This is a genomic window from Myxacorys sp. (genome assembly GCF_059501405.1).
In genome coordinates this window covers 33,693-59,097 of sequence record NZ_JCACCM010000007.1, presented here as the reverse complement: position 1 = coordinate 59,097, position 25,405 = coordinate 33,693, and the positions used below count along the sequence as shown (strand labels likewise).

At 49.6% G+C, this 25,405-nt stretch carries 25 protein-coding genes; 13 read left to right on the top strand and 12 right to left on the bottom strand.

Annotated elements, in window-relative coordinates; all coding sequences use genetic code 11:
* Positions 1 to 18 precede the first annotated feature (18 nt).
* Entirely contained in the window at positions 19 to 669 is a 651-nt protein-coding gene (locus tag AC5I6P_RS00755; protein ID WP_495691848.1) for a retropepsin-like aspartic protease family protein, read from the bottom strand.
* A 444-nt stretch (positions 670 to 1,113) separates the two neighbouring features.
* Here AC5I6P_RS00755 and AC5I6P_RS00750 point away from each other — a divergent pair, with 444 nt between their 5' ends.
* From AC5I6P_RS00750 to cobT, 3 genes are read left to right on the top strand one after another with little or no spacing between them, the layout of a single operon-like run.
* Positions 1,114 to 1,521, top strand: a complete 408-nt coding sequence (locus tag AC5I6P_RS00750) for a hypothetical protein (protein ID WP_495691847.1) — start codon at positions 1,114 to 1,116, stop codon at positions 1,519 to 1,521.
* Positions 1,484 to 2,233: a DUF2232 domain-containing protein gene (locus AC5I6P_RS00745; RefSeq protein ID WP_495691846.1), complete on the top strand. Its 750-nt coding sequence runs from the start codon at positions 1,484 to 1,486 to the stop codon at positions 2,231 to 2,233. Before AC5I6P_RS00750 ends, AC5I6P_RS00745 begins: the two co-directional genes overlap by 38 nt.
* Positions 2,233 to 3,375 (top strand): nicotinate mononucleotide-dependent phosphoribosyltransferase CobT, encoded by a 1,143-nt coding sequence (gene cobT / locus AC5I6P_RS00740; RefSeq protein ID WP_495691845.1) that lies wholly within the window; start codon positions 2,233 to 2,235, stop codon positions 3,373 to 3,375. The genes AC5I6P_RS00745 and cobT overlap by 1 nt, the downstream gene beginning before the upstream one ends.
* A gap of 22 nt (positions 3,376 to 3,397) precedes the next feature.
* Here the strand turns inward: cobT and AC5I6P_RS00735 are convergent, their stop codons facing one another.
* Complete coding sequence (locus tag AC5I6P_RS00735; protein ID WP_495691844.1) at positions 3,398 to 3,769, bottom strand: hypothetical protein; 372 nt, start codon at positions 3,767 to 3,769, stop codon at positions 3,398 to 3,400.
* Positions 3,770 to 4,237: 468 nt separating this feature from the next.
* On the opposite strand from AC5I6P_RS00735, the gene AC5I6P_RS00730 reads away from it, so the two are divergent.
* The 3 genes from AC5I6P_RS00730 to AC5I6P_RS00720 all read left to right on the top strand — a co-directional run bounded on the left by AC5I6P_RS00730 (position 4,238) and on the right by AC5I6P_RS00720 (position 6,663).
* Positions 4,238 to 4,768, top strand: coding sequence for a GNAT family N-acetyltransferase (locus tag AC5I6P_RS00730; RefSeq protein ID WP_495691843.1), 531 nt, complete (start codon positions 4,238 to 4,240; stop codon positions 4,766 to 4,768).
* Positions 4,769 to 4,865: 97 nt separating this feature from the next.
* Positions 4,866 to 5,480, top strand: a complete 615-nt coding sequence (locus tag AC5I6P_RS00725) for a phycobiliprotein lyase (protein ID WP_495691842.1) — start codon at positions 4,866 to 4,868, stop codon at positions 5,478 to 5,480.
* 28 nt (positions 5,481 to 5,508) lie between these two features.
* On the top strand, positions 5,509 to 6,663 hold the full coding sequence (locus AC5I6P_RS00720; RefSeq protein WP_495691841.1) for an extracellular solute-binding protein: 1,155 nt from the start codon (positions 5,509 to 5,511) through the stop codon (positions 6,661 to 6,663).
* Here AC5I6P_RS00720 and AC5I6P_RS00715 read toward each other — a convergent pair.
* Together AC5I6P_RS00715 and AC5I6P_RS00710 are read right to left on the bottom strand one after the other, a co-directional pair.
* Positions 6,614 to 7,351, bottom strand: a complete 738-nt coding sequence (locus AC5I6P_RS00715; protein ID WP_495691840.1) for a hypothetical protein — start codon at positions 7,349 to 7,351, stop codon at positions 6,614 to 6,616. The two genes, AC5I6P_RS00720 and AC5I6P_RS00715, sit on opposite strands and share 50 nt — an antisense overlap.
* Before the next feature lie 17 nt (positions 7,352 to 7,368).
* Positions 7,369 to 10,284, bottom strand: a complete 2,916-nt coding sequence (locus AC5I6P_RS00710) for a PAS domain-containing hybrid sensor histidine kinase/response regulator (RefSeq protein WP_495691839.1) — start codon at positions 10,282 to 10,284, stop codon at positions 7,369 to 7,371.
* A 380-nt stretch (positions 10,285 to 10,664) separates the two neighbouring features.
* Here AC5I6P_RS00710 and AC5I6P_RS00705 point away from each other — a divergent pair, with 380 nt between their 5' ends.
* Positions 10,665 to 11,072: a hypothetical protein gene (locus AC5I6P_RS00705; RefSeq protein ID WP_495691838.1), complete on the top strand. Its 408-nt coding sequence runs from the start codon at positions 10,665 to 10,667 to the stop codon at positions 11,070 to 11,072.
* 11 nt (positions 11,073 to 11,083) lie between these two features.
* Here the strand turns inward: AC5I6P_RS00705 and AC5I6P_RS00700 are convergent, their stop codons facing one another.
* A complete protein-coding gene (locus AC5I6P_RS00700; protein ID WP_495691837.1) occupies positions 11,084 to 12,217 on the bottom strand; it encodes an aldo/keto reductase in 1,134 nt (377 codons plus the stop codon).
* A gap of 123 nt (positions 12,218 to 12,340) precedes the next feature.
* Positions 12,341 to 12,847, bottom strand: a complete 507-nt coding sequence (locus tag AC5I6P_RS00695) for a bifunctional nuclease family protein (RefSeq protein WP_495691836.1) — start codon at positions 12,845 to 12,847, stop codon at positions 12,341 to 12,343.
* A 484-nt stretch (positions 12,848 to 13,331) separates the two neighbouring features.
* On the opposite strand from AC5I6P_RS00695, the gene ribE reads away from it, so the two are divergent.
* Positions 13,332 to 14,000 (top strand): riboflavin synthase, encoded by a 669-nt coding sequence (gene ribE, locus AC5I6P_RS00690; RefSeq protein WP_495691835.1) that lies wholly within the window; start codon positions 13,332 to 13,334, stop codon positions 13,998 to 14,000.
* A gap of 182 nt (positions 14,001 to 14,182) precedes the next feature.
* Here ribE and AC5I6P_RS00685 read toward each other — a convergent pair whose 3' ends face one another.
* Positions 14,183 to 15,457: a M23 family metallopeptidase gene (locus AC5I6P_RS00685; RefSeq protein WP_495691834.1), complete on the bottom strand. Its 1,275-nt coding sequence runs from the start codon at positions 15,455 to 15,457 to the stop codon at positions 14,183 to 14,185.
* A 645-nt stretch (positions 15,458 to 16,102) separates the two neighbouring features.
* Here AC5I6P_RS00685 and pgeF point away from each other — a divergent pair.
* The gene (gene pgeF / locus AC5I6P_RS00680; protein WP_495691833.1) at positions 16,103 to 16,879 is read left to right on the top strand and encodes a peptidoglycan editing factor PgeF; all 777 of its coding nucleotides are present in this window, start codon (positions 16,103 to 16,105) and stop codon (positions 16,877 to 16,879) included.
* Between the two features lie 55 nt (positions 16,880 to 16,934).
* Here the strand turns inward: pgeF and AC5I6P_RS00675 are convergent, their stop codons facing one another.
* The gene (locus AC5I6P_RS00675) at positions 16,935 to 17,699 is read right to left on the bottom strand and encodes a TIGR03943 family putative permease subunit (protein ID WP_495691832.1); all 765 of its coding nucleotides are present in this window, start codon (positions 17,697 to 17,699) and stop codon (positions 16,935 to 16,937) included.
* A 6-nt stretch (positions 17,700 to 17,705) separates the two neighbouring features.
* Positions 17,706 to 18,722, bottom strand: a complete 1,017-nt coding sequence (locus AC5I6P_RS00670) for a permease (RefSeq protein ID WP_495691831.1) — start codon at positions 18,720 to 18,722, stop codon at positions 17,706 to 17,708.
* 366 nt (positions 18,723 to 19,088) lie between these two features.
* Here AC5I6P_RS00670 and cruF point away from each other — a divergent pair, with 366 nt between their 5' ends.
* The 3 genes from cruF to AC5I6P_RS00655 all read left to right on the top strand — a co-directional run bounded on the left by cruF (position 19,089) and on the right by AC5I6P_RS00655 (position 21,923).
* Positions 19,089 to 20,030, top strand: a complete 942-nt coding sequence (gene cruF / locus AC5I6P_RS00665) for a gamma-carotene 1'-hydroxylase CruF (protein ID WP_495691830.1) — start codon at positions 19,089 to 19,091, stop codon at positions 20,028 to 20,030.
* A gap of 128 nt (positions 20,031 to 20,158) precedes the next feature.
* Positions 20,159 to 21,397, top strand: coding sequence for a 2'-O-glycosyltransferase CruG (gene cruG, locus AC5I6P_RS00660; RefSeq protein ID WP_495691829.1), 1,239 nt, complete (start codon positions 20,159 to 20,161; stop codon positions 21,395 to 21,397).
* 217 nt (positions 21,398 to 21,614) lie between these two features.
* Complete coding sequence (locus tag AC5I6P_RS00655) at positions 21,615 to 21,923, top strand: photosystem I reaction center subunit IV (RefSeq protein ID WP_495691828.1); 309 nt, start codon at positions 21,615 to 21,617, stop codon at positions 21,921 to 21,923.
* 188 nt (positions 21,924 to 22,111) lie between these two features.
* Here AC5I6P_RS00655 and AC5I6P_RS00650 read toward each other — a convergent pair whose 3' ends face one another.
* Complete coding sequence (locus AC5I6P_RS00650; RefSeq protein ID WP_495691827.1) at positions 22,112 to 22,738, bottom strand: DUF1294 domain-containing protein; 627 nt, start codon at positions 22,736 to 22,738, stop codon at positions 22,112 to 22,114.
* Between the two features lie 157 nt (positions 22,739 to 22,895).
* Here AC5I6P_RS00650 and AC5I6P_RS00645 point away from each other — a divergent pair, with 157 nt between their 5' ends.
* A complete protein-coding gene (locus AC5I6P_RS00645; RefSeq protein ID WP_495691826.1) occupies positions 22,896 to 23,765 on the top strand; it encodes a DNA-formamidopyrimidine glycosylase in 870 nt (289 codons plus the stop codon).
* A 60-nt stretch (positions 23,766 to 23,825) separates the two neighbouring features.
* On the opposite strand, the gene AC5I6P_RS00640 is transcribed toward AC5I6P_RS00645, so the two are convergent.
* Both AC5I6P_RS00640 and AC5I6P_RS00635 read right to left on the bottom strand, forming a co-directional pair.
* The gene (locus tag AC5I6P_RS00640; RefSeq protein WP_495691825.1) at positions 23,826 to 24,854 is read right to left on the bottom strand and encodes a cysteine hydrolase family protein; all 1,029 of its coding nucleotides are present in this window, start codon (positions 24,852 to 24,854) and stop codon (positions 23,826 to 23,828) included.
* A 118-nt stretch (positions 24,855 to 24,972) separates the two neighbouring features.
* The gene (locus tag AC5I6P_RS00635) at positions 24,973 to 25,383 is read right to left on the bottom strand and encodes a phosphomannose isomerase type II C-terminal cupin domain (protein ID WP_495691824.1); all 411 of its coding nucleotides are present in this window, start codon (positions 25,381 to 25,383) and stop codon (positions 24,973 to 24,975) included.
* Positions 25,384 to 25,405: the final 22 nt, after the last annotated feature.

The window sequence follows — 25,405 nt, the reverse complement described above, 5'->3', positions numbered from 1 at the left end:
GTTATCAAATGTAGAGAGCTATCGAGGATAAAACTCTACGACATCGCGTTTGATCTTGATATCGTATTTGCCAAAGAAATCGTGCCCTAGCAATCCGACATCCATTTGGTCTGCGATCGCAACTTCTAAATTGTTGATAGTCAAGCCATTCACGGACATCGATTGAATGCGAGCAACCGGAAACTGCACAACACTTCCATTAGCAATACCTGCTTGCAGTGTTCTAATCGGTTTGATGTTTAAGTGCTGTGCGATCGCTTGAGTAATCAGCGAGGCACTGGCTCCAGTATCAACAATCATGTCAACGGGATAGGCTCCATTTAACATCACCTCAATCACGGGTGTTGACGCGATGTGACGTTTGATTGGGACGCGAATCACACCATCGTTACTGCGCTTGCTGACTTTTTGCAGAGGCGCTGTTTTCTTAACAGGCACATCACCGCCGCACAATTGCCCTAAACCGACGCGCTGACCCGACGAAGTGACCCAATAACAGGGGTCATCATAGGTGAAGTTGAGGAAGAGTTGAGTTGCCGTCGCCCGATGAACGATGAACATGGGCATCGCGATCACCATTGACAAGGCTAGATACCATGCGGTTCTCTTAGCAGTGCGCTTTGCGCGAATCGTAACTGTAGCTGAACGCTCAAACCGTGACTGATGCATACATTCTGAATTTCCGATACTCGCGATCGTCTCTTCATCGAGAGTACACGGATTACGATTTGAACTAACAGTACGTAGATGTTTACGTAGATTGTTGGGTCATTGCCGCAGCGCTCTTGCTAAGTCAACTCTGTCACAAAAAATTGATGTAGATACTAAAAAACTCAATAAAATCAATAGCTAAGAGAATCGGTTTGGAGATAGATTGATTGCTGCAATAATGAATAAAAATTTTATTCAGTCTTCCGCCACAAATGTCACTAATAAGGAAACATAGTTAGCAAGATTAAAGACTGAATGATTCTCATTAATATTCTTTACAACTTTGCGAGTGATTACCAGTATTGCATGTCTATTTGTGAAGATTGATGGACGAAAAGGAATGTTTGCTATCTCAAGTGCCAAAATCGACCCTATTGAAGCTGTGACGAACCCGATTACTCAATGCTAGATTTTCCACTCCTATTTGAGTTTTCTCGCGCTCATTGTGTCGCGATTTGCACCTTCCTCGTTCCTGCAAACCTGTTAACCACGATAACAACGCTGATGTTAACGGGGTTGCAGCGTCCAGCAAGACAGATCTGGATTAGCGTTGCGATCGCGGCTCTGTTCGCTGGAATCATGGTCTTCCATGTGCTCACATGGTTTATGGTTGGCGTTGTGATGCCCCCGACCTACATTCTGCTCGGATTGGGTTGTCTTTGCTTAGCGATGAATCTGTGGGCGCTTCTGGGTCGGCGTAGCCTAGCGCAACTGCTCCATTCACTAGTCAAAATTTGCACTAGAGTAGATCTGCCCCTCTCTCTCGATCTGCATGAGCGATTTGCGCAACGATCCGTCAAGCGGAGTTGATCCCTCTGAGTTGGATGAAGACTGGATTCCTGACGTAGAGGCAAACTCCACTGATATTGACGAACTGAGAAAACGACTGGTGAGAAATGTTGATCCGTCGAGTCCCATCATGATGGTGGAGACGGCATTTCTAGCCAGTGCTTCTAGCCTAATTTGGCTCGTCAATTCTTATTTTCCGATGGGTCCGGTGCTGCAAATCTTTTTTCCAGTGCCGATCGCGCTGTTGTACTTGCGATGGGGCAACCGTAGTGCTTGGATGGGGGCATTAGTATCAGGATTGCTGCTTTCGGTGTTGATCGGGCCTCCCCGCAGCATTCAGTTTGTGATTCCGTTCGGACTGCTGGGTGTTTTGCTGGGCGTACTGTGGTATCGACGAGCCCCTTGGGTGGTTTCAGTTCCAATGGGCGGACTGCTTAGTGTACTTGGAGATTTCTTTCGGCTGTGGTTAGGCTCTATCTTGCTGGGCGAAGACCTGTGGCTCTATGGAACAGTACAAGCCACCAATCTTTTGGAGTGGATTTTTACGAGACTAGGGCTGCTGGTTCAACCCTCTCTTGAAGTCATCCAAATGGCTGTTTTTCTCATTATCGTTATCCGCAGCCTCGTTTATGTTCTGATGGTGCATTTAGTAGCCTGGTATCTTTTTGACCGATTAAATTCACCCATTCCGCGCCCACCTCGCTGGATTCAAGTCATCTTTGACAATGATTGATGCTGGACAATGTATTGATGGCGATGAATGATTTCGTTTCGGTCTATACTCAACCGACTCAGGCTCGCCGTTGGCTGGAGCGATATGCAGGACAGTTGCCTTGCTTTGGTTGCGTGTTGGGCTTTACCGAAACCGGATTAATTCCAGGCATTTCTGCGGCAGGCGCAACTCCAGACGATCGCCGGTTTACTGCGATCGCAGATGCCGAATTCTTGATCAATGGCGTGCAACCTAATCCAATCTATCCACTCCCCCCTCTGACGGCGGGGGCATCTCCAGTTCTAATTTCTCGCGCCGTTATTGAAGCGCTTTCGATTCCAGTTCAGATCTTTAACGCTGGATTGCCTCAACCTCCCACTGTTCCTGCGATCGATTTAGATGGAGAACCCGCTCGTTGCCTTAGCACAGGACAAGCAATGAGCCGGAATCTAGCCGAGCATTTATTTCAGCAAGGATTGAAATGGGGTGAAAAACTAGCAGCTCAATATTGGGATCGGTACTTGGTGATCGGAGAATGCGTGGTTGGCGGCACGACCACCGCTCTCGCTGTGCTTTTAGGCTTAGAAATTGACGCGATCGATAAGGTAAACAGTAGCCATCCAATCTGCAATCACGCGCAAAAACTGAACTTGGTGCGACAGGGTTTAGCTGCAAGCAGAGAGGAGACTCATCCTCTTGCACTAGCGGCCGCGGTTGGCGATCCCATGCAAATTGTGGTGGCAGGCATGACGATCGCGGCCAGTCGAACCTGTGGTGTGTTGCTGGCAGGCGGCACTCAAATGCTCTCGGTGTACGCGCTGACTCGCGCGATTACTACCCATGTTTCTCTCGATTGGCAACCCGAAAACGTTGCGATCGGAACGACGCGCTGGGTAGCAGAAGATCCAACAGGCGATACGATTGGGCTTGCGCAAGCGATCGGTTCTGTTCCACTTCTGGCGACACCGCTGAGCTTTGCATCCTCTCGATTTGCTCAACTCCGGATGTACGAGCAGGGGTATGTCAAAGAAGGCGTGGGAGCGGGCGGATTAGCGATCGCAGCCCACCTCTATGCAAACTGGAACCAGCAAAAACTACTAAGTGCGATCGAGGAGTTAGTGGAGCAACGAAGAAAATTAGAAGAAAGAAAAAATCAGCCTTAATTGTCTCTTTCTTCTTTCTTAACTAGTAAACTCGTCGAGCTAATAACTGCTCCTCAAGGGCAGCAATTCGGTTGTAGGCAGCCGTTAATTGCGCAGTTAATCGTTGAACTTGAACTTCTAGAGAGAGAGTTTTGTCTCCACTGTGAGTGGATGGATCAGCCTGTCCATCATCTAAAAGTACGTCTTTATGTTCCAACGAATCTATCTGACGATAACCAACGCTGGCATAGCGCCCAGAGCCACCACCAAAGGAAGCCCGGCTCATCGGGTGACCTGGAGCTACTTTCATTTCTGCGAGAACTTGAGCAAGGCTAAGGCTCAACTGTTCAACGACTTGATGAACAGAGTCAACCTTGCTATCGAGCGTGTTAATTTGCGTTTGTAGCGTATCCATTTGCTGACCTGTTACCCCTACATTTTCTGAAATATATAGTAGACAAAAAAAGCAGTTTTCTTAGTGAATTTCCGATTCATTTAACCTTTTGTTTTTTTGTCAGAATGTAGCTAAGCAAACGAATGAGTAGCTGCTTTATTGTTTTGTCAGATTGTAAACGAAATAGCAAAATTGATAGTTAACTATTTCGTTAGATTTGCGCCAAATAACTGGTAGTTCAGACAGGGCTTAGTGTCTAGCATCCTTGATCTAATGACAAGCTGTAGCGAGATAAAAGCTATATGTTAAGAACTCAAGTTGAGTCCATTAATAGATAGCTTAATTCCTATCAATAATAAGTAAGTTCAATTTGATTAATGGCGCACCTGATCCCCTTAATATAGCCAGAAGTTTAAAGCAAAAACTTTCCCTATACATGAAAGCTTTTCGTTTAGAATCAAAACGTTGTACGTCAGACAGGGAGCGAGAATGCAGATTCCTGTATTGGAAACACCGCGCCTGATCTTGCGTGAATTTTGTGAAGCAGATCTAGATGTCTTTGCAGAAATGAGCGCTGATCCAGAAGTGATGCGCTACATCGGCAGAGGAAATACACGCTCTCGCGAAGAAGCATGGCAAGGCATGGCAATGATGCTAGGACATTGGCAATTGCGAGGTTATGGAATGTGGGCAGTCGAAGAGCGGCACACAAAAAGGATGGTGGGTCGAGTGGGCTTTTTGAACCCAGAAGGCTGGATTGGCTTTGAACTTGGCTGGATGATGCACCGCGCGTTTTGGGGACAAGGTTACGCAACGGAAGGCGCTAAAGCTGCGATTCAATACGGATTTGAAGTATTAAAGCAACCACACATCATCAGTTTGATTCGTCCGGCAAATCTTGCTTCTAGACGGGTTGCCGAGAAGCTTGGGGAAACCGTTGAAGGCACAACGGAGGTTATGGGAAGTGATGCAGTGATATATGGGATTGATCGCGATCGCTGGCGAGCGATCCAAGATTGAGGGCGCTGGCGAGCGATCCGAAGCCCTATCCCAAACTAAAATTTGCTAAATTCACTGCTTCTGTCACACTCGTAGATACGGCTCGATAGGAAAAGTAATGCTCAGTTTTCAAGAATTTTTTGATGCTTGTTCTGGCGTCTGGAAAACCGAAAGAACATATCACTCCATGCCTAGTGGCGAAATCGAGCGATCGTTTACCGAGTTTCATGTCGATCGCTTAACTGACACCGAAGCACAGCGCATTCTTACGCCATCGGAAAACTTTCAGATTGATCCCGCTCAGATCGAAATGGGAGGTACGTGTCCAGGGTTTGCGATCGCGTTCGATACGCTGTCTGAAACAGGCGAACGGGTTGCGATGAGCCTCAAAGCCCTGTTTGTCCCTGATCAGTATGTCACCCATTCTGCGCCAACAGAGGCTCTGATACTGCCAGTTGTATCTCACGTTGCGGATGGAGACACCATTCAAGGATTCTATCTGCGCGATCAAGGCTATTCTGAACCCGGCGCGATCGCGGGTCGGTTCACCTATCAGCCGATGCGCCAAACCTTGGAAATGACAACGCCCTACAAGCGATCGATCGCGGTCGATCAAATGCGTCTCATTTCTCCTGATGTCCGCCTGCGAACGATTGTGACGTACAACCGTCCAGAGCCGGGACAAGTGCCCTCAGAGATTACGCTGATCGGCTTTGGCGTTGAGCGAAAATAGAAATAGAACAAGAGCTTGGATGTGAGGCATGGATCGACGGAGTTTTTTAGTAGGAACCGCTGCCCTTGGGGTTTCGTTATCGGGATGCAGCCCAGCACCGAATGCGTTGCGGGTGCGATCGCTGCGAGATTCGGTTCCAGCCCAAGTGGTAAGCCAATTTCATAAACAGTTTAATCAAGCGGCGATCGATTTTAAGCCAGAAGATCAGCTAGGAGACTTGTTTGCCCTGCTGCAAGAGTGGAAGCAACAGGTCAATCCGCCCGCTCCGTCTTCTCTTCCGAGCTGGATTCCTTTCATTGGTAATCGGGATGTCGCTGCTCCCGATTTAGCAACGTTAGGAGATTATTGGCTGACTACGGCAATTCAACAGGGATTGATTCAACCCCTGGATGTATCGGTGTGGGAGCAGTGGAGGCAACTACCAGAAAAATGGCGTGCGATCGTGACTCGCGATAATCAAGGTCGCCCTGCTGCAAATGGTCAGGTTTGGGGTGCACCCTATCGGTGGGGCAGTACTGTGATTGCTTACCGGGCCGACATTTTCAAGGAAAAAAACCTGAAGCCGCCCACAGATTGGGCCGATTTGTGGCGAGAAGAGTTGAGGGGACGCATTTCGCTGCTCGATCAGCCCCGAGAAACGATCGGGCTGACACTCAAAAAACTTGGTAAGTCCTACAACACACCGGATCTGAGCAAGGTTGAGAATTTAGAATCCGAGTTAAAAGCCTTGCATCGGCAAGCCAAGTTCTATAGTTCTGAAACCTATCTACAGCCGTTGATGCTAGATGATACATGGGTCGCGGTGGGCTGGTCTTCGGAGGTTTTGTCCTCTAGACGGCGCTCCCCCGGTATCAAAGCAGTCTTTCCGGCTTCAGGAACGTCTCTTTGGGCGGATGTGTGGGTTCGTCCGGCGACTGTGACTACCCAAAATCCAACCCTGTCTCAATGGATTGATTTTTGTTGGCAACCTCAGATTGCTCCGCAGCTTTCCCTCCTAAGTCAAGCGGCATCCCCGATTCTGACAGCGCTTAAGCCAGACTCTTTGCCTGAAGCGTTGCAGCGTGACCCGCTTCTATTTCCCGATCCTAAAACGTTGCTCGATCGCAGCGAGTTTCTTGAACCGCTCTCTCAGGCTACGGTCGAACACTACCGTTCTCTCTGGGCAAAAGTCCGTCAGGGCTAGTGCGTCCCCGAATACCGAATTTGCCTGTAGAATCGAGCGCTAAACTACACGCTAGAGAAGCTTGTGACTTTAATTTGTCTGACTTTGGTTTGTCTGACTTTGGTTTGTCTGACTTTAATGTGTATATGGTTTCCTCTGTCTTGGCGACATCGGTGTTGAACGCGCAGGTGTAGGCAGCTAAGAGTGTGCCTTGGCGATTGAACACGCGGACATTGTGGCGGTAGTCCCCTGCAACGGTTCCGAGGCGATGTACAAACTGATAGCGTTCTAAATAGTCGAGCAAACTCCACACTTGCTGATTGACCAAAAAATCGACGCGATTTGATTGTCCGTTCGTTCCAGGACATGCTAACCAGCGATCGATTAGTCTCCGGCCAAATTGGGCTTGGGCGGAAATTTCGTCTCTTAGCCACCAAAAGCTAGGAATGGTGAGTCCAGATTCTGACATTGAGGATTCCGTCGTGCCTTTGACAGAAGATGAACAGGAACCATCTCGCATTTGAGCGAAGACAAATGGCTCGCTTGACGGAACTAAAGCGGATTTCAACGAAGGGGCAACCGCTGCGTTCAACCCTTCGGATGAAACTGCACTCTGAGTGATTCCCGTCACAAGCAGTAAGACGCTCGTTCCCAACACTTTCTGTACCAGCGCTGAAATAGATCGGATTGGCTTAGCGTCTCGATTCATCCTGCATCCCTCTGACCTCACATCGAATCTCGCACAAGGTCAAGCACGATGGCAACCACTTGATCAGGATCGATCGGTTTTGAAATGTGGTGCTGAAATCCTGCTGCGATCGCGCGTTCTTGATCCACTTCACTCGCATATGCTGTCAGCGCGATCGCAGGCAGCGTCCTTCCAGTGGCCCGAATCGTCTCGATCAGGCCGTATCCATCCTCTTCGGGCATGGCAATATCACTGAGCAGAATGTCAGGATTGAAACGTTCTAGAATGCTCAGAGCTTCTGATGCGGAGTCGGCAACTTGAACGATCGCGCCTGCATCTTGTAGCAAAAACGCGACGATATCTCGCGCATCAAAATCATCATCCACGACTAAAGCGTGAAGACCAGCGAGGGGTGATGGTCGCCGCGAGGACTCCGCCGCTTCACGAGTCGGCTCAGTCTTTTCGGTTTTTAGCAGCGGAATCTCGACAGTGAAGGTTGCGCCTTGGTTGTCTCCTAGGCTTTCTGCCCAAATTCTGCCGCTGTGCAGTTCAACGAGTTGCCGCGCGATCGCAAGCCCTAGTCCTAATCCGCCAAATTTGCGCGTGGTTGAGCCGTCTTCTTGCCGAAAGTACTCAAACACATGTGGTAGAAACTCCGCGTCAATGCCGACGCCTGTATCTTTCACCTGAACTCGCGCTTGGTTACCCACTTCCGTTAGGGTTACGTCTATTTGTCCTCGCTCTGGCGTAAATTTGATGGCATTAGACAAAAGGTTCCAAAACACCTGCTGCAATCGACCCGCATCTCCTAAAATGGATCGAACATTTGGATCAAGCGTCACATTCAGTCGAATCGCTTTTGCATCTGCGGCGAGCCGAATCGTTTCGAGGGCAGCCGAAATTACGAAGCCTAAATTGATGGGGAACTGATTTAAGGTCAGTTTGCCGCGCATAATGCGGGACATATCCAGCAAATCTTCCACCAGTTGAGACTGCAGCTTGGCGTTGCGCTCGATCGTGGTGACGGCATCCTGCGTTTTTTCTGGGCTGAGCCGCCCGCTTTGCAATAGCTTTGCCCAGCCTAGAATTGGATTGAGCGGCGTCCTCAGTTCGTGAGATAACACTGCAAGAAATTCATCTTTGAGTTGGTTGGCGCGTTCGGCTTCTTGACGAATAGTCTGTTCCTGAGCCAAGGCACGCAGGCTTTGTTCGGCGTAGCGATCGCGCTCTTCCACTGCACATTTTTGATCGTGAATATCCGTACAAGACCCATACCATCGAATAATCTGCCCGTTCTCGTCTCGCAGTGGGAAGGCGCGTCCTAGGAACCAGCGATACTGCCCGTCACTAGCACGACGAAAGCGGTACTCAATCTGATAGTCTTTGCCAGTACGAATCGATTCGTTACACAGGTCAATACAGCGTGGCAGATCATCGGGATGTAGCACAGGCTCCCAGCCCCAGCCCTGGCTTTGCTCTAGGGTCAGGCCCGTATAGTCAAACCAGCGTTGGTTGTAGTATTCAAGCCAACCATCCGGTCGAGCCGTCCAGAACATGTTTGGCATCGAATCGGCGAGTGCCCGGAAGTTCTGCTCGCTCTGTCGCAATGCTTCTTCGCTCCGCTTGCGATCGCTGATGTCAAGAACGAAAGCGACGTACTCTTCTTGCGCTTCGCCAATTAGGGTGAAGCCTATCAGCACCCAAACTCGGCTACCGTCTTTACGAATGTATTCTTTTTCGTGAGGCGTACAGGCTTTGTGCGCTTGAGCTTCTGCGATCGATTGCTGATCAACTTGCAACCATTCGGACGGAGTAATGTCTGTCCATTTCACTTGTCCTGACTCAAATTCTTGACGGGAGTAACCGATAATCCGCAAAAACTCATCGTTGGCGTATTTAACACCACCGTAAATATCTCCAAATGAAATGCCAATCAGGTCAGAATCGACAAACCGAGTTAATCGGGTTTCGGTGTCTTGCAGCGCTTGCTCGACGCGCTTGCGATCAGTAATTTCTTGCACTACGCCATTGATGCCTAGCACCCGTCCATCTTCTACAAACGGATAGTAGCTCGACAGCCAAACTCGCTCTACTCCGGGCTGAGCGCAATTAGTGCCTACAACTTCTAAATCTAAGATCGGTTCGCCCGTTTCAATCACGTGCCGAAATAGGGGTTCGATCGAATCGGCAAGTTCGGGCAAAACCTCCCGAAACGTCCGCCCGATATGCTCGGATGCAGGTGTTCCATTGATCTCAGCCAGAAGCTCATTTACCCGAACATAGCGAAAATCTGTATCGACAAAATACAACCCAATCGGAGCCGTCGCATAGATTGCTTCAATTTCTGCAAGTCGTTGGTGAGACAGCCGTTGCGCCTGCCCTAACTGAACCGCGAGCGAAGTCATATTGTGATTGAGTACCTGATTGAGGCGATCGAGTTTCGCTTCAACCCGGTCAAGGTCAGCTTCCGCCTGCGGTCGATCTAAATTTGATCCCCCCTTAGAGGAGCCGTCTAAACGGGCTGGCGTGATGGCTCGCAGCGTCGTTACCACGGCATAGGGAGTGGTGGCATTGTTTTGGAAGAGAGGATTGGAGTCTAGCTGTAGCCACACCAACGTCCCGTCTGCACGGTAGAATCCGATCACGGCATTCTGACCAGGTTGACGGGGGGCAGCGGTTCCGTTGAAGTTGCGCCCAGCAATCATGCCAAGCTGATCGATCGCAAAAGGTGAACCATCTGGGCAAATCGTTCGTCCTAAGGCATGCAACGAAATCTGGCCAATAATTTGCTCAGATGAGTACCCCAACAATTGCTCTGCTGCTACATCGCAAGCTTGAATCGTTCCGTCTGCCGATTGCAGCACCATGCCAGCCTTACCACTGCTTAGAGACGCAGGCTGAGCATTACTACTAAAGCTTCTTTCTGCCTGCGACACGGGGGATTTCTCTTGCATTCCAATCTGACTCTAAGGATTGTTACGTTTTGTCAAGTTCTTTTCATCAAATTATAGACCTAGAGGAACCAGCATCTATCGTTTGAGATAGCTTGCCTCGGTAGCTTGTCTCTTATGGTAAGTGCTATTTCTTAAAACGTCTCTAACGATTAGGCAGCATAGCCCTCTTTCATCACTTTGGTAGGAGCAAAAGCTGAAAGCTTTGCTGCACCTGCGTTTTGCTCTTTTGTCATCTTCGAGCCGTCAAAATAGGAAACTCGCACTGGAGCTAGGTTTCAGAGTTCACTTCAGCGAGAGTGATGAAAGAGGGATAGTTTGCTCAGATACAATAATGAGGACGACAAGGCTAATGCACACTCAGAAAGCTGCCGCTTAAGACCATGCTAAATCCGCTTCGCCCGCTTAAATATTTGCCGTGGATTCTGCTACTTCAGGCCTCTGTAGTGACCACTATCTTTGCGATCGCGGTTGATCTGCTCCTATCTCTCAGTTTTCTTGTGCCTGTGGTTCACACGGTTGCCCTGCAACTGCTCAACTCTCCCTTAGAAATCCTGATCCGGTTGGGGGCGGCGGTCGGGGTAGGAGCGCTAGGAGTGGTGGTCTTAAAGCGCTGGTTTCGTCAAATTATTGTGACAAACTCTATTCTCTGGGCGCTCGTTCCGTGTTTGCTGCTGTGTTTGTTTTTAAAGTCAGTGCTAGGTCTGCCCGCTCCTTTGCTACCAGCATTAGACTATACCGTGCTGGTCGGCGTCGTTTTGGGCGTGTTTTGGAGAGGACGACGCTACTAATTCTGCCGCTGCTAATCTTGCCAAAGTCGGCGTCCTGCTTTGCCCTTTAAGCGATCGTGCGTATCGCGCAGCAAGGTCGGAATATCGAGCGCTTGGGGGCAGCGAGGTAAACAATCGCCACAATCGCTACACCGATTAGCTTTGCTTCCGGGAAACCAGTGTCCGGCATTCTCAAACATGCGATAGCGATATTCTCCAAATGCCGTCATGTCATAGCCCACTGCTAGATTCCGTAACCGTAATACCTCTGGAATATGAATGCTTTCAGGACAGGGCAAACACGCATAGCACTGACTACACAAATCGCTTTGCAACACTGCTTTCTGGTGCTCTTTGAGGCGATCAATAACTCTTAATTCTTCTAAGGTTAGATTCTCATCTCGAACTGTGAGAACGGCATCTAGCTCTCTGGGCGTGGCGGCTCCAACGCTCAGCGTAGTGATACGTGGATCGCTCAGGAGAAATCGATAATTTAGCTCCAACGCAGAAAAGGGCTGACAGAGGTCAATCAGGGTTTGCGGCGGCGTGTGGAGCAGTCCTGCTTTATCGGCGGGAGAGATAATAAATACGCCCATATCTTTTTCAGAAGCGCGGGCGATCGCGGCTTCATTTCTCCTAAAGAAGAGTGAGTAATGCAAATTGACAAACTGAAACAGATCAGTGTCGATCGCAGCTAAAATTACCTCCAAAAATCCGTGGGTTGAAAATCCAACGTGACGCACTCGTCCGTCTGCCTGTGCGTTTTGAACCCCCCGCATACACCCGTCTTTCGCCGTCACCCAGTCAAAATGCTCCCACGTGTTCAAGCCGTGAATACCTAAACTATCGAGATAGTCTACTCCCAAGCGCTGCAATGACTCGTCGATCGATCGCTCCATTGCATCAGCATCCGGCGTTGGCGGAATCTTGGTTGTTAGGTAAAGCTGCTCGCGTGTCGGCCTTGTACCTTGCGCTAATCCTCGAAGTGCCGCTCCCAAAAACGCTTCGCTCTGTCCATAGCCCCTCGCTGTTTCAAAGTGAGTGATGCCGATCGCGATCGCACGCTGCACTGTTTGGGCCGCGAGTTCTTCCGACGCTAAGCGCATCGTTCCTAATGAGAAGACAGAGTAAGGTAAGTTCGTTTTGCCGAAGCGACGGTAGTGCACGGTGTTCTAACTACGTGAACCCAAAAAACGGCGTATCAGAATCCCTGATTTCTCGAAAAAATTAGAGATCTTTACAATCAAGCTTTTCTTCTGGTAGCCGACTGCCGAAGCACGAGGCTTGATTTACTGAGCTTCCCCGCTACTAAATCGTCCTTTCTGAATCAGATCATCAGGACTGAGATTGGAGATAAAGTCTCGGAAAGCACGGCGTTCAGCTTCATCCGCATCGCGATCTACTGGAATTGAGGCATCCGCGATCACTTCTTCCATCACCCATATTGGGCTGTTGGTGCGAAGAGCAATTGCGATCGCATCGCTTGGGCGCGAGTCAATTTCACGCCGTGCGTCGCCCTGCATCACAACCAACACTGCATAGAACGTATTATCTTGTAAGGAATGGATAATAACTTTCTCTAGCACCATATCCCACGCTTCCATCAAATTCACAAAAAGATCGTGAGTTAGGGGTCGTGGAGGAGTCTGGTTTTCTAAGACGCTGATAATTGCTTTCGCCTGATCTTGTCCGATATAAATAGGAAGCGCTCGTCGGTCGATTGAATCCTTTAATAGAACGATCGGGCTTCGAGTAGCAGCGTCTAACGCAATTCCAGCGACCTTCATTTCAATCATCGGTATAGCCTCTGAACTCCTCAGGCAAGGGGATACTGCGATGTCGGGACAGGAAGTCATTAAAGACTCCTCACCCTGTAGAGTAGAAAAATCTGAGGGGGTGAGCTACAAGTATGCCCTGTCTTCCTTGATCCTAAATGATCAAGCCCAAAATTTGACAAAATACAGGACACTTCTATATTTCACCGAACACCTAAAAATTAAAATCAGCGATGACGAGGATATTACTAGACCTCCCATGGGGACAAAAGGCGTATTTTGACTACTGGGTAAGATCCCATCACTCCCTGTAGAAACGCGCTTAATTGCGTCTTTATAACATGGCATCGAAGTTAAGCAACAGGTATATAACACTAAGCTCTTCCAAAATTACCTCAAGTTATCTGTCAATACGTAAATCTTGATCAGAAAAGAAAAATATACCTGGAAGGCAGGGTGTAGCGTAAAGTAAGTTCCCTTCCAGTCTCACTACCTCTTTAGCCCCATGTTTACCGGACTTATTCAAACCGTTGGAACACTGACCTTACTTAATACTGAGCAAGTTGAAATTGCTTGTCCTGACCCTTCCGCTTCTCTAATGCAGGACTTAGAGATCGGAGATAGTGTTGCTATCGATGGCATTTGCTTAACCGTGACGGAGATTAAATCCAACGGCTTTATTGCTGATGTGTCTCCAGAAACGGTTCGTCGGACTACGTTGGGTCAGACTGACGACGGGACAAAGCAAGTCAATTTAGAAACGTCGCTACGAGTGGGCAGCAAACTCGGCGGACATTTTGTAACCGGACATGTCGATGGGGTAGGGATATTTCAATCGGCAGTTCAGACAGCGACATCTTGGGAGATGACGTTTGCCACTCAGAGTGCCTCTGTAGCACGATATATTCTTCCGAAGGGAAGTATTTCTGTGAATGGCATTAGTCTGACGATCGCAGATTGTGCCCCCAATGGCTCGTGGTTTACGGTAGCGGTAATTCCTCATACCTATGCTGAAACCAACCTATGCCACCTCAAACCCGAAGGCTGGGTCAATTTAGAGGGTGATATTCTCGGCAAGTACGTTGAGAAGTTTTTGGGATCAGGACGGTCGTTATCCGATACAATTCCCGATCGGATTTCCCCGACGTTTCTAGCCGAGCATGGCTACATGTAATTGAGGCCTGTCAGAACTTATCGAGGTGATGGCAGCGGATTTGGGAGCGGATGAACGAATGCAGATTAGGCATCACTATAATTTTTAATCTGCTACATTCGCTATCCGCTGCCACGAGAAACCTCTCCGCCGTTCCGAAAGTTCACAAAGCGAACTCTAGAAGACTGATCGCTTCTTGCAGGTTAATTAGCGGCTGTTTTTTGAGGAAGCTGACTTTGACTGACCTGTAGCGATTTTGCCAATCTCGCTACAGACTGCTCTAGAGCAAATCCAGCATCTTCTGCCACCCAAGTACCATCTTGCATTTGTTGACGCAATTCAAAGTGCAGGTGAGGTCCAGTCGAGTTTCCAGTGCTGCCTACTCGCCCGATCGCGGCTCCTTGCTGAACAATATCACCAGGTTTAACAAACACTTCTGATAAGTGAGCGTAGAGGGTTTGTTGTCTTCCATCGGTGTGTTCGATCCCGATCGCGACGCCATAGCCGCCCATCAAGCCCGTCATAATCACCCGACCCGCTAAGGCCGCCAACACAGGAGTTCCCATCGGTGCGCCTAGATCGGTTCCGGTATGAATGCGTTGTGCTCCGGTAATAGGGTGAATCCGCCAGCCAAAGAATGAGGTAATAGCCGTCGGAATCGAGAGCGGAAAGAGCAGGCTCACGTTCCCGTTTCCTGGCATCCCGAGGGGTCGAACCGTGCGATTGTAGTAGGACTGGACGGTGCTGTAAGCACTGCCGACAGAACCGCCATTCCAGCCAATGCCGCTCGACGACAAACTGACTGGACCGACCTGTACAGGCGCAGCGCTGACAGCCTCCGCCTCAGCAGAGACTTCAGCAAATTTGGGACGAACCACGCCTGAAATCACATTCGAGATTGCTTTAGAAATGCCTGATGGTTTGACCGCTATAGGCGCTTTAGAAGCTGCTCCACAACTGCCGACTTGTCCCTTCTGTACCGAAAACTCACACCCAGAGATTCGCTCTGAGAACACAACCGCGTCAGGCGCTTCATAGTCTTCTGAGGAGGCAGGTGGCTGACCAATTAGGTCGGAAGCCGTATTTGCACGACTAGGCGCGGTTTCCCCAGTGCGCTCTGCGCTGATCGGAGCGGAGACTCTTTCAGAAGCTAAAGGCGGAGACGGTTCTGGAACCGCCTGTTCGAGAGGCGCAATCGCGGCAGCGGGATTAGGCTTAACCTTAACTACGATTGGAGATTCGGGGGCGGCTTCTTCGTTTCGCACAACGGTAATCGCGGGTGGCTCTGCTGGCAGCGTGGCTGTGGGGGCAGCAGCGGGCGCAATAGAGGATGGAGTAATAGAGACTGACGGCGAGGGAACTTGAGCAAGGGCAACTCCACTGCTAAAGACACTGAGGCTGCTAAGACAACCAAGGCGTTTGATCAAATTTTTACGACTGCACATCGCTTTAGCGGTTGAATTGGATTGCTGGGTCATCTTTGAGTCTCCTCACGCACAATATGCTGATGGTATTTATAAAATGTCTCGACAAACGCTCTGGCACTATCAATCCGACACCATGTCAATTCATTAAAGTGCCGCTCACAAAGAAATTGATTCCGAGGAATTTCGGAAGTATTTACACTAATTAACCATATCTCTGCCCTATCGTACCGAGTTTTATGAAGATTTCATCGACAGCTTTTTGCTGAGACGCCAGATTAACTCGCCACCTTACTAGTCCGAACCTGACGCTGGGGTGCTGCCAGTGCTAGTAGCCTGATATGGCGCTAGCAATTGCTGTGAGCATTTCCAGTGACTTGACCAAAGGTGTTGGTTGTTCCCGGAGATTGCCAACACCAACATTGGATCAAAATGGCTTTCGTGATCCAGTCAAGCTAAATTCGAGCTTTGAGAATGATCTCACTCAGGTTTAACGCATTTTCAGGACGCGATCGTTAAGCCGCTTCAGACAACTAAAATTTTATTCGTGGTTTCACTGAGTCGAGCCGGAGCGCTTCACAAAGCTTTTACAATTCTTCGAGCAATGCATCTGCTGAATTAAGTACACAGCTTCGTCACTTTACCAAAACCGAGTAACGTTACCATAAAAATCTTGCTTCTCTTTACCTCTTCATCCTTATGCACGCTTGGCACTGGCAAATCTGGAACGATCTTCCCTACCTTACCTGTAGTCTGCTTGACCCGTGGCCGCATGGATTTTTTACCCAACAGTTTGCACCGCGATCGCCATTTGAACTAACGGAGATCCTGAGCGCTGATGCTCAGCCTTACCGGACCCAACAAATTCATGGTGATATTGTCCTTGCCCCGTCTGAAATTCCAAATCCTGACGATCGCAAGGAGTTCTCTCAGGCAGATGGATTGATTTCTGAACGGGCAAATCAAGCGGTGTGGGTCTGTAGCGCGGACTGTACGCCTGCTTTGATCGCCGATGGTAAGACGGGTCAAGTGTCTGCGGTTCATGCGGGATGGCGGGGAACAGCGCTGAAAGTTATCCCGGCTGCGATCGCCCGCCTGCGCGATCAAGGTAGCGATCTACAGGATCTCCGTGTGGCTTTAGGTCCGGCAATTTCGGGTGAGGTCTATCAGGTGTCTCATACCGTAGCCATCGAGGTTGGTTCGACGATCGCGGCGTTGCAAACCGACCTGCCTGACGCCGAAAAAATAGACCAATTACGTCAATTACCCAATTCGCCCATTCTGCCTGACGCAACGCCCGAACGATCGCGATTGGATGTTCGACAGGTCAACCGGATGCAGCTAGAACAGTTAGGACTGATGCCAGAACAAATTGCGATCGCGCCTCACTGCACCTATCAAGATCCGACAAATTTCTTTTCGTACCGTCGCGAGAAACTGAAGAAGGTTCAGTGGTCTGGAATTGTCAGTCGCTGATTCCATTCCAATGGGGACTTAGGCGGAGATCCCTTGCCACGCATAAGTTCTGATATCAATAATTGTAAGGATTCTTCGGTTGGGGCACCGGCTTAAGAGAATTGGCTTGCAGCGTGAGTTGCCGTTTCCCGTCCAGCGTCTCGGTGATCATTTGACCTTCCACTTCTAGCCAAGTATCCGCCGCATACGCTTTGCGATCTCCGGTTGTCAGCTTCACAGGCAAACTGACGGGATAGGCGTCCGCCGCACAGCAGGTAATTGCAAACCGAGTCAGCAGAAAATACTGCTCTGATAATTTTGGCGAGTACACCACGAATCCTTGTATCTTCGCTTTTTGTCCAGCGTAAGCGTCAGGTTCGGGATACACCTGGAGCGATCGGATCCAATCAATCAAATTCTTGTCTTCAGAGCGGATAGTGCCCCGGAACGCTTGAGGTTTGACTCGTGTGTAAGGAATGCTGTCTGCCACGCCGCGATCGAGAGCCGTTTGGCTGGCAAAGGCTTGGGGTGTAAACACTAGCCCCGCGATCGCCATGATGAGCATCAAGATACTGCCCCACCCCGGCGGAAACAGACTCAGGTGCTGCATCGGCGGCATTTGCCGTCCGGGACGCCGACTCGCTTTCCAAATAAAAAACGCTCTCAAGGCACTGACCAGCAACAGCGCAACGGCAGCCCCAATAGTCAGCCAGCCATAATTTGGGTGAATCAGTAGAAAAAGCTGGCCGGTGAGCCAAAACTTTAGCAAGGCGATGCCCCAAGCTGCGATCGCCATCACATCAAGCCACGGAAGAAGGGATCGAAAGGAGAGTCGAGCCATGAACGGTTAACTGATATACAGGTTTAAAGCGAGCGTCAACAAGAACGTCAATTGGGCAGCAAGCAAAAAGAGGTAGAGGATCGCTCTGGGTTTGAAGATCGACAGCATCAGCCCAACCCCTTTGAGGTCGATCATCGGGCCAAACACCAGAAACGCAACCAGAGAGCCGCTCGTAAACGTGGAAGCAAAGGAGAGCGCGAAGAATGAATCGACCGTCGAGCAGATCGAAACGACACCTGCTAACAGCATCATGGCCAGAATCGAGGTCACTGGGCTTTGACCCAAGCCAAGAATCAATTCTCGCGGCACAAACACCTGAATGACGGCCGCGATCGCGCTACCTAGAATGAGAACGCCGCCTAACTCCCGCATCTCTTGAATCGTGTTGTCTAGTAAAAGCCGAAGTCGATAGCCATTGGGTTTTGTTGCCGTCGCCACCATTGCCGCCTGTAACTCTGATGGGTCAGTAATCAGTGGTCTTGCTGACTGCCCTAAGAAATAAGTGCCCGATTGCAGGAGAGGAGGCGTGCCACTACTGTAGTCGGCTGATGCTTGAGAACGGTAGGACAGAACCGACGCCAACGCAGGCTGCAATAACGGACGAACATCCTTTTGTGTACCAAATACCCAGCCAATGATCGTCGCGATCAGGAGCGAAAACCCGATGCGATACAAAACGATTTCTGGCTGACCGCGAAACGCCGTCCACGTTGCCCAAAAAACGATGGGGTTGATCGTTGGAGCCGCAAGTAAAAATCCGATTGCCACCGGAAGTGGCGCACCCTGCATTAGAAGCCGTCTTGCTACGGGTACATTTCCACATTCACAAACGGGGAACAAAAACCCAATACAACTTCCAACTAAAGATCCGAGTAAAGGATTTTTAGGCAAGAGGGCTAACAGCCGCCGTTCATCGACAAAAAACTGTAGCAATCCAGAAAATAACACCCCCAGTAACAAAAATGGAATCGCCTCAACCAACAAGCTGAGGAAGAGGGTGAACGCATTGTTCAGTTGATTCATTTAAGTCCAGTTGCACCTGTTGTGAGGAGATTGAGGGATTCTAACCTAATTTCGGAATCTGTAATTCCTTTTCATGAGGTGGGAATGTATTTTGATTGCCCCAAAAGAGGCGTAGCAGACGCGATCGCGTCTCCAAGGACAACCAAATTACAAATTATTTCTAGTGACTATAGAGGTATTTAAACTGGATTGACCGTTTGCTTAGTGGCTCTATTGCAAATTACAGCTTAGGAAGGAAAAATTATTTCTGCTTCAATAGCCTTCTAGAAATCTAGAAAAATGCTGAGCGATCGCGAGAAAATCGTTAAAGATTTGTAAACTGTATAGCAGGCATGGTTCAATGCCACATTTTCAGAGGAATCCCGTATGAAGCATCTAGTTACTGTTGAGCGCGGTTGTCTCATCGGTCATAGCTTATCGCTAGCGTTTGGATTAGCAGGGCTGCTGCTGGTGTTGCCCAATCCTGACTTTATTGGAGCGCTTCCTACTATTGGTCAGTCGGCGTTTGGCTGGAGCATGGCAAATGGTGGGGTGGCTTATATTCTTTTGGGCGCAATTACCGTCAGCATTTACGCATATCGAACCTTTGGTGTCAGGCATTGGCTGACGTTCATGCTACCCACGGTGATTTTGTCGCTAGGCAGCGAGCTGTTGGGGACGAGTACGGGATTTCCCTTTGGGGCGTATGGCTACCTCAGTGGATTGGGATACAAAATTGCGGAGCTTGTGCCATTTACGATTCCGCTGTCTTGGTTTTATGTCGGCATGTGTTGCTATGTGTTGGCACGGGCTGGGTTAGAGCAATTGAAGTTTCCTCGGTGGGCGACGATTGCAGGGGCGATCGCCCTGGGTTCGGTGATGCTGACGGCTTGGGATTTCGTACTTGATCCGGCAATGAGCCAAACCCCTTATCCGTTCTGGGAATTTAAAGAAGTGGGGGCGTTTTTTGGAATGCCGTACCGCAATCTATCGGGCTGGTTTGGCACCGGAGCGCTGTTTATGGCGGTTGCTTCTCTGTTTTGGGGCAAGGTTTCCCTTAACCTCAGCCGCGCTCAGTTGACGGTTCCGCTGGCGGTCTACCTGCTCAATTTTGCGTTTGGAGCAATTATCACTGTTGCTCAGCTCGATTCTCGCTTTTGGATTCCGACAGCGCTCAGTGTGAGCTTGGGTGTTGTACCTGCGATCGCGCTTTGGGCAATGGCTCGATCTAGCTCCGCAGAGGCGGTGGAAAGCCTCTTACAAACGCCGCTTGCGACTACCAATCGCGGCGATGTGCCACCCGTTACGGTTGGAATTGCTCAAAAGTAAGGCTGAGCCATCGGTTTTTCTAGATAGAGCCGTTCTCACAAGGTCTCTATCTAGAAAAATGGCCGTATTTAGAACCAGTTGTGCTGAGAATCAGTTGAGAACCATTAGAGGGACAAAGGGGTATCGGATTGACGACCACATTTTTTCGGGTAGGTTTCTACAGCCTGGGTTTGATCCATTCCCAGGCTTTCGCGTTTTCGGGTGAAGATGCCGTTCTCGTCGGGCTGTTGATCATTCAGCTCCCGGCGATCGCGATTTTGCTGTCCCGACTACTTAAAGGCCCGACTCGTCATCCGCCGCTTGAGCCTCAATCGCCTCGACCCGGACTGTTTGGACAAGTAAGTGTCGTGGTTCCAACGCTGAATGAGGCGAAACGCATTTCTCCCTGTCTTGAGGGATTAACGCGCCAAACTTATGAGGTGCGAGAAATAACGGTTGTCGATAGTCGTTCGACCGATGGCACTCCAGCGCTGGTACAAGAGGCACAACAGAGCGATCCTCGCTTTCGGCTCATGACAGATGATCCGTTGCCCTCCGGCTGGGTTGGGCGTCCGTGGGCGCTACATTCTGGCTTTCTGGCAAGCTCTCCCCACAGCGAATGGATTCTAGGCATTGATGCCGATACGATCCCGCATCCGGGACTCGTGTGCAGTTTGTTGGAAACCGCGATCGCAGAAGATTACGATCTGATCACGCTCTCACCGCGCTTCATTCTCAACTACCCAGGCGAGATTTGGTTACAGCCCGCGCTGCTCATGACCTTGGTATATCGCTTTGGTCCGGCTGGAGATCAAGACAATCCGCCAGAGCGGAAAATGGCGAACGGACAATGTTGCCTCTGTCGGCGATCGCTGCTCGTTCAGTTGGATGGCTATACCAGCGCTCGAAGCTCGTTCTGTGACGATGTGACTCTAGTCCGCCATGCTGCCGCACGTGGGGCTAAAGTCGGCTTTCTCGACGGAGCCAAGGTGCTAAAAGTCCGCATGTACGACGGCATGAAAGAAACGTGGGATGAATGGGGGCGATCGCTCGACCTCAAAGATGCAGCTACTAAGGGTCAGGTGTGGGGGGATCTATGGCTATTGACGGCAGTGCAGGGATTACCGTTATTCATGCTGTTAATTTCTGGCCTTCTTGTGGCAAACGGAAATACGACGCTTCCGGCTTTAATCTCGCTTGGTGTAAATGGGTTTTTAGTCGCGATTCGGATTGCCTTAAATTGGGCGATCGCACCCTCGTATGATCTCTCACAGGCGACCGCTCGCTGGCTCTTCTGGTTTTCTCCTCTCGCCGATCCGCTCGCTGTTCTCCGAATTTTCCTTTCCTCTAGCCAAACTCCCACCCGTTGGCGCGGCAGAACCTACTAGTGGTTCACCCTAAACTGAGTTGAGTCGCCTTGCTTTTCACTCTTTCTCCCTTCATCCGATTGTTTCAGATTGTTTCAACCCATCCTCCTAACTGCTGAACCGTTCACCAACCGTAGTAAATTGGGGAAAATTATTCATCAAGCGAGGTCAGGTGACGGGTTCTTAGCGGAAGTTGTCGCCTAGCTGGTTGGTGTTTGATAACAAAAGGAAGACACTCATGGTTCAACGTGGTTCTAAAGTCCGCATTTTGCGTAAAGAGTCCTACTGGTTCCAAGACGTTGGAACGGTTGCTTCTATTGATCAAAGTGGCATCAAATATCCGGTGATTGTCCGCTTCGATCGCGTTAACTATACTGGCTACAGCGGCAATGCGAGTGGTGTAAACACCAACAACTATGCCATGAATGAATTAGTTGAAGTCGAGCCTCCAAAGGCTAAAGCAGGAAAGGCTCCGGCGTCAGCATCAGCGGCGGCGAAACCTGGGAAAGTTGAGGCTAAACCAGAAACGCAGAAGAAAAAAGACTAATCTCCTGCAAATTAACTGTTTACTCCGAAAACTAACACTGTTGCATTCATCGAGTAGGATTCAAACAAGAATTCTGCTCGATTTTGTGCAACTTCCAGCCTCATTAAAGTGGAGTTATCTCAAGTCGCTGTTGCTTAAACCTCTGTTGCTCAGGCCCTTTAACTACGCAAGCAGAAAAATGCTGCGTTTTACTTAAGGAGAAGCCAGCCCAACCAAAGCAGCAAGTGGAGTGTAACAATTCCCCAAAACACTGCTTGATAAGACCTCTTTTTATTCTTGTGACGAATCGTGCGCTGAGCCACGAATGCTCCTAGCCATCCACCTGCTAGTTCGTGCAGATGCAATCTGTTCTCTGAAATTCTCCATCCGTTTCGCTTCGCACGGGACTTGTCATCCTTGTACAGTGCAAAAGTCCATAAACTCATTGCGGGATAGAGAATAAGCGGAATGGGATTAGCAGTTGCTAATGCAAACTGGATTGCTCCCCACATTGGCAACGCCGATAGAAGCAATGTTTCCAACACTAGAACTAGATGCTTAAGTACGGTGTTTCTAGATGTGGATCTAATTGTTGAAGCGGAGACAGATTTAGCTCTTGCGCCTAAAATAAAAGCGTTGTCTGCACGAACTTCGTTGTTCTGGTTGAAGGTTGGGTAATAGTAAATTACATCGCCTGCCTGCGGACGACGGGTTCTATCTTTCAATGCAGTGATATGAAGAAAGACATCCTGGCTACCATCGGCTGGTTGGATGAACCCAAATCCTTGCTCATCTTTCCATACGGTCAGTTGCCCTCTGTGCAGACCCGGTTTCATGCAAGAAGCCTTAACTTACTACTGCTTCGTAACGTACCCACGCTAAGACTAGAACTAGCAAGCTTTAGGCTCTCTCAATCTACGGATTAGCTCTCCCAATTCCACACAGGTTTGAACTCGTGATAGCGTGAGGGTGTTCAGCTAAATTCTTTTCCTCGTGCCAGAACTTCCCGAAGTTGAAACGGTTCGCCTCGGCCTAAATCAAGTCACTCTCGATCAAACCATTCAGGGCGGCGATGTGTTGCTCGATCGCACGATCGCTGCTCCCAGCTCTTCTTTAGAATTTGTTGCCCAATTGCAGGGCTTATCGATTGTTGGATGGCATCGTTACGGAAAATACTTGCTTGCCGAACTCTCTTCATCGCCTGCAAGTTGGCTTGGCGTTCATCTTCGGATGACGGGACAATTGCTGTGGTTGAGCCAGAACGAGCCACTGCATAAACATACTCGTGTCCGATTATTCTTTCCAAGCGGGCAAGAATTGCGGTTTGTCGATCAGCGCACCTTCGGGCAAATGTGGTTTGTCCCCAGCGATCACACTCCCAAATCTATCATTACTGGATTGCAAAACTTGGGACCTGAACCCTTCTCAGACGAGTTTTCGGAGGAATACTTTGCTCAATGGCTGCGCGATCGCAAGCGTCCGATTAAAAATGCACTTCTCGATCAAACCCTCGTTGCTGGAGTCGGAAACATCTACGCGGATGAAGCGCTTTTTCTGAGTGGCATCCATCCTGAAACCCTGTGTGCCACGCTGACCCCATCAAAGATTAAACTTCTTCGAGAGAATGTAATTCGTGTCCTCAAGGATAGCATTGCGGCTAGAGGCACATCATTTAGCGATTTTCGAGACGTGTCAGGGGTGAATGGCAATTATGGTGGCGTTGCTTGGGTTTACGGACGCGACGGCGACGGCTGCCGAACCTGTGAGACGCCTATTGAACGATTGAAATTAGCGGGACGATCGGCGCATTTCTGCCCTCAGTGCCAGCGATTGGCTCCGCTAAGCTCCAAACGCTCGCGCTAAGTTGAAAGTCGTCTCAATTTCTGTTGAAATCTAGTTCACTGCAATAGATGCGCGTCTCAGCTAACCCTTCAGCCAATCCCCAATTGGAGCCGTTGATTTGACGAGATGCATCCCCGCCGCTGCAAATCGCTCAAATGCAGCGTCAGCTTGCTCACTAAAATCTATGACACCCGGAACCACGACCGGAGAAGTGCAATCTTCCAATAAATAAACCTTTTGAGCAAGACTAGGATCTTTCGCCTTAATTTCGGTGAGCAAATCATCGATCGTCCACGCGACGCAGTGGCTCTTTGCTTGTCCCGCAATGATTACTGCATCAAAATCAAACAGTGATTGGATGAGATGGCTATTCTTCTCGGCGATAAGCTGTCCATCAATACTAGAAAGAACTTCTGGACTAAGCGCAGAGTAGTTTTCTGTAAGAGGATTATTACCTTTAATCTCAAAGTTCGTCTGGCTGCTGCGGGCGATGCAGTGAAAGAATGCTGCTTCCTCAAAGGCGGAAACTAACGCGTGTCCAATGCCGCCCAACACTGAGTGATATGGCCACACCGTCAGCGGATATTTTCCATCTTGCGTCAGTTGCTTTGTATAGTGCAGCGCGTGATCTTGCAGTGCCTCATAATTGCCGCGCTTTAGACTGTACGTGATCGCAGGATTGACCTTCCAAACTCCATTCTCAACATCGTCTAGGGTAATCATTGTGGCAGTTGGCGTAGGATGTTCTCCTGCCTCATTGATCCAAAAGATCGGATGAAAAATTTGCATCGCCGTGTGGGTGTCCATAGTCGGAGCAATTTCTGTAATGACTCCGAGGTTGCGATAAATGAATTGACACAAGCGATCGCTATCCTCTACCGCTCCCTTGCCTGACTGCCCGGCCACAAACAACTCAAAATCAGGAATGCAAAACGTATTTTGCACATCGATCGCTAGCAAACACACCCGCCGATCATCCGATGACGCAGGCTGAATCTGATGCTGCTTTGCCCACTGCTCAGCGTCGATCGCCCGTTGCTGGTAAGGAACACGCCAAAAGGTGCCGACTTTCGTGCGATCGTAATGTGCCGGAATCGGAAGCTGCATCATACAGGTAGGTATCGCCGCTTAAATAGACTGAGAAGCTTAGGAAGCTCGTAACTGAGTTACTGATTCAAGAGATCATGCCACGGCTGACGTTACGAGATAGCTCAGTATGCCCAACACGTTAAGAATTCTCATCTCGATGGGCATCTGGATCTTTCTCAAACCGCACAATGTCATCTTCGCCCAAATACTCCCCGTTCTGAACTTCGATCATCACAAGCGGAATCACACCAGGATTCTCGACTCGGTGGGGCGTTCCCATTGGCACGTAGGTAGACTGCTTCTGTGTCAGAATCTTTTCCTCTTCATTGCAAATGACCTTTGCCGTTCCAGCGACGACGACCCAGTGCTCGCTGCGGTGATAGTGCATCTGAGTGCTAATGTGATGTCCCGGCTCGATCTCAATGCGATTAATCCGATAACGCTTCCCCTCTTCTAAAAGAGTCACTGTTCCCCAAGCTCGAATGCGCATCAGTTCTGCGTCAGGGGGCGAGGTAGCAGAAACCGGATCGGGGGCGTGTTGGTGTGCCATAAGAATTGCTTACAACGTGTTT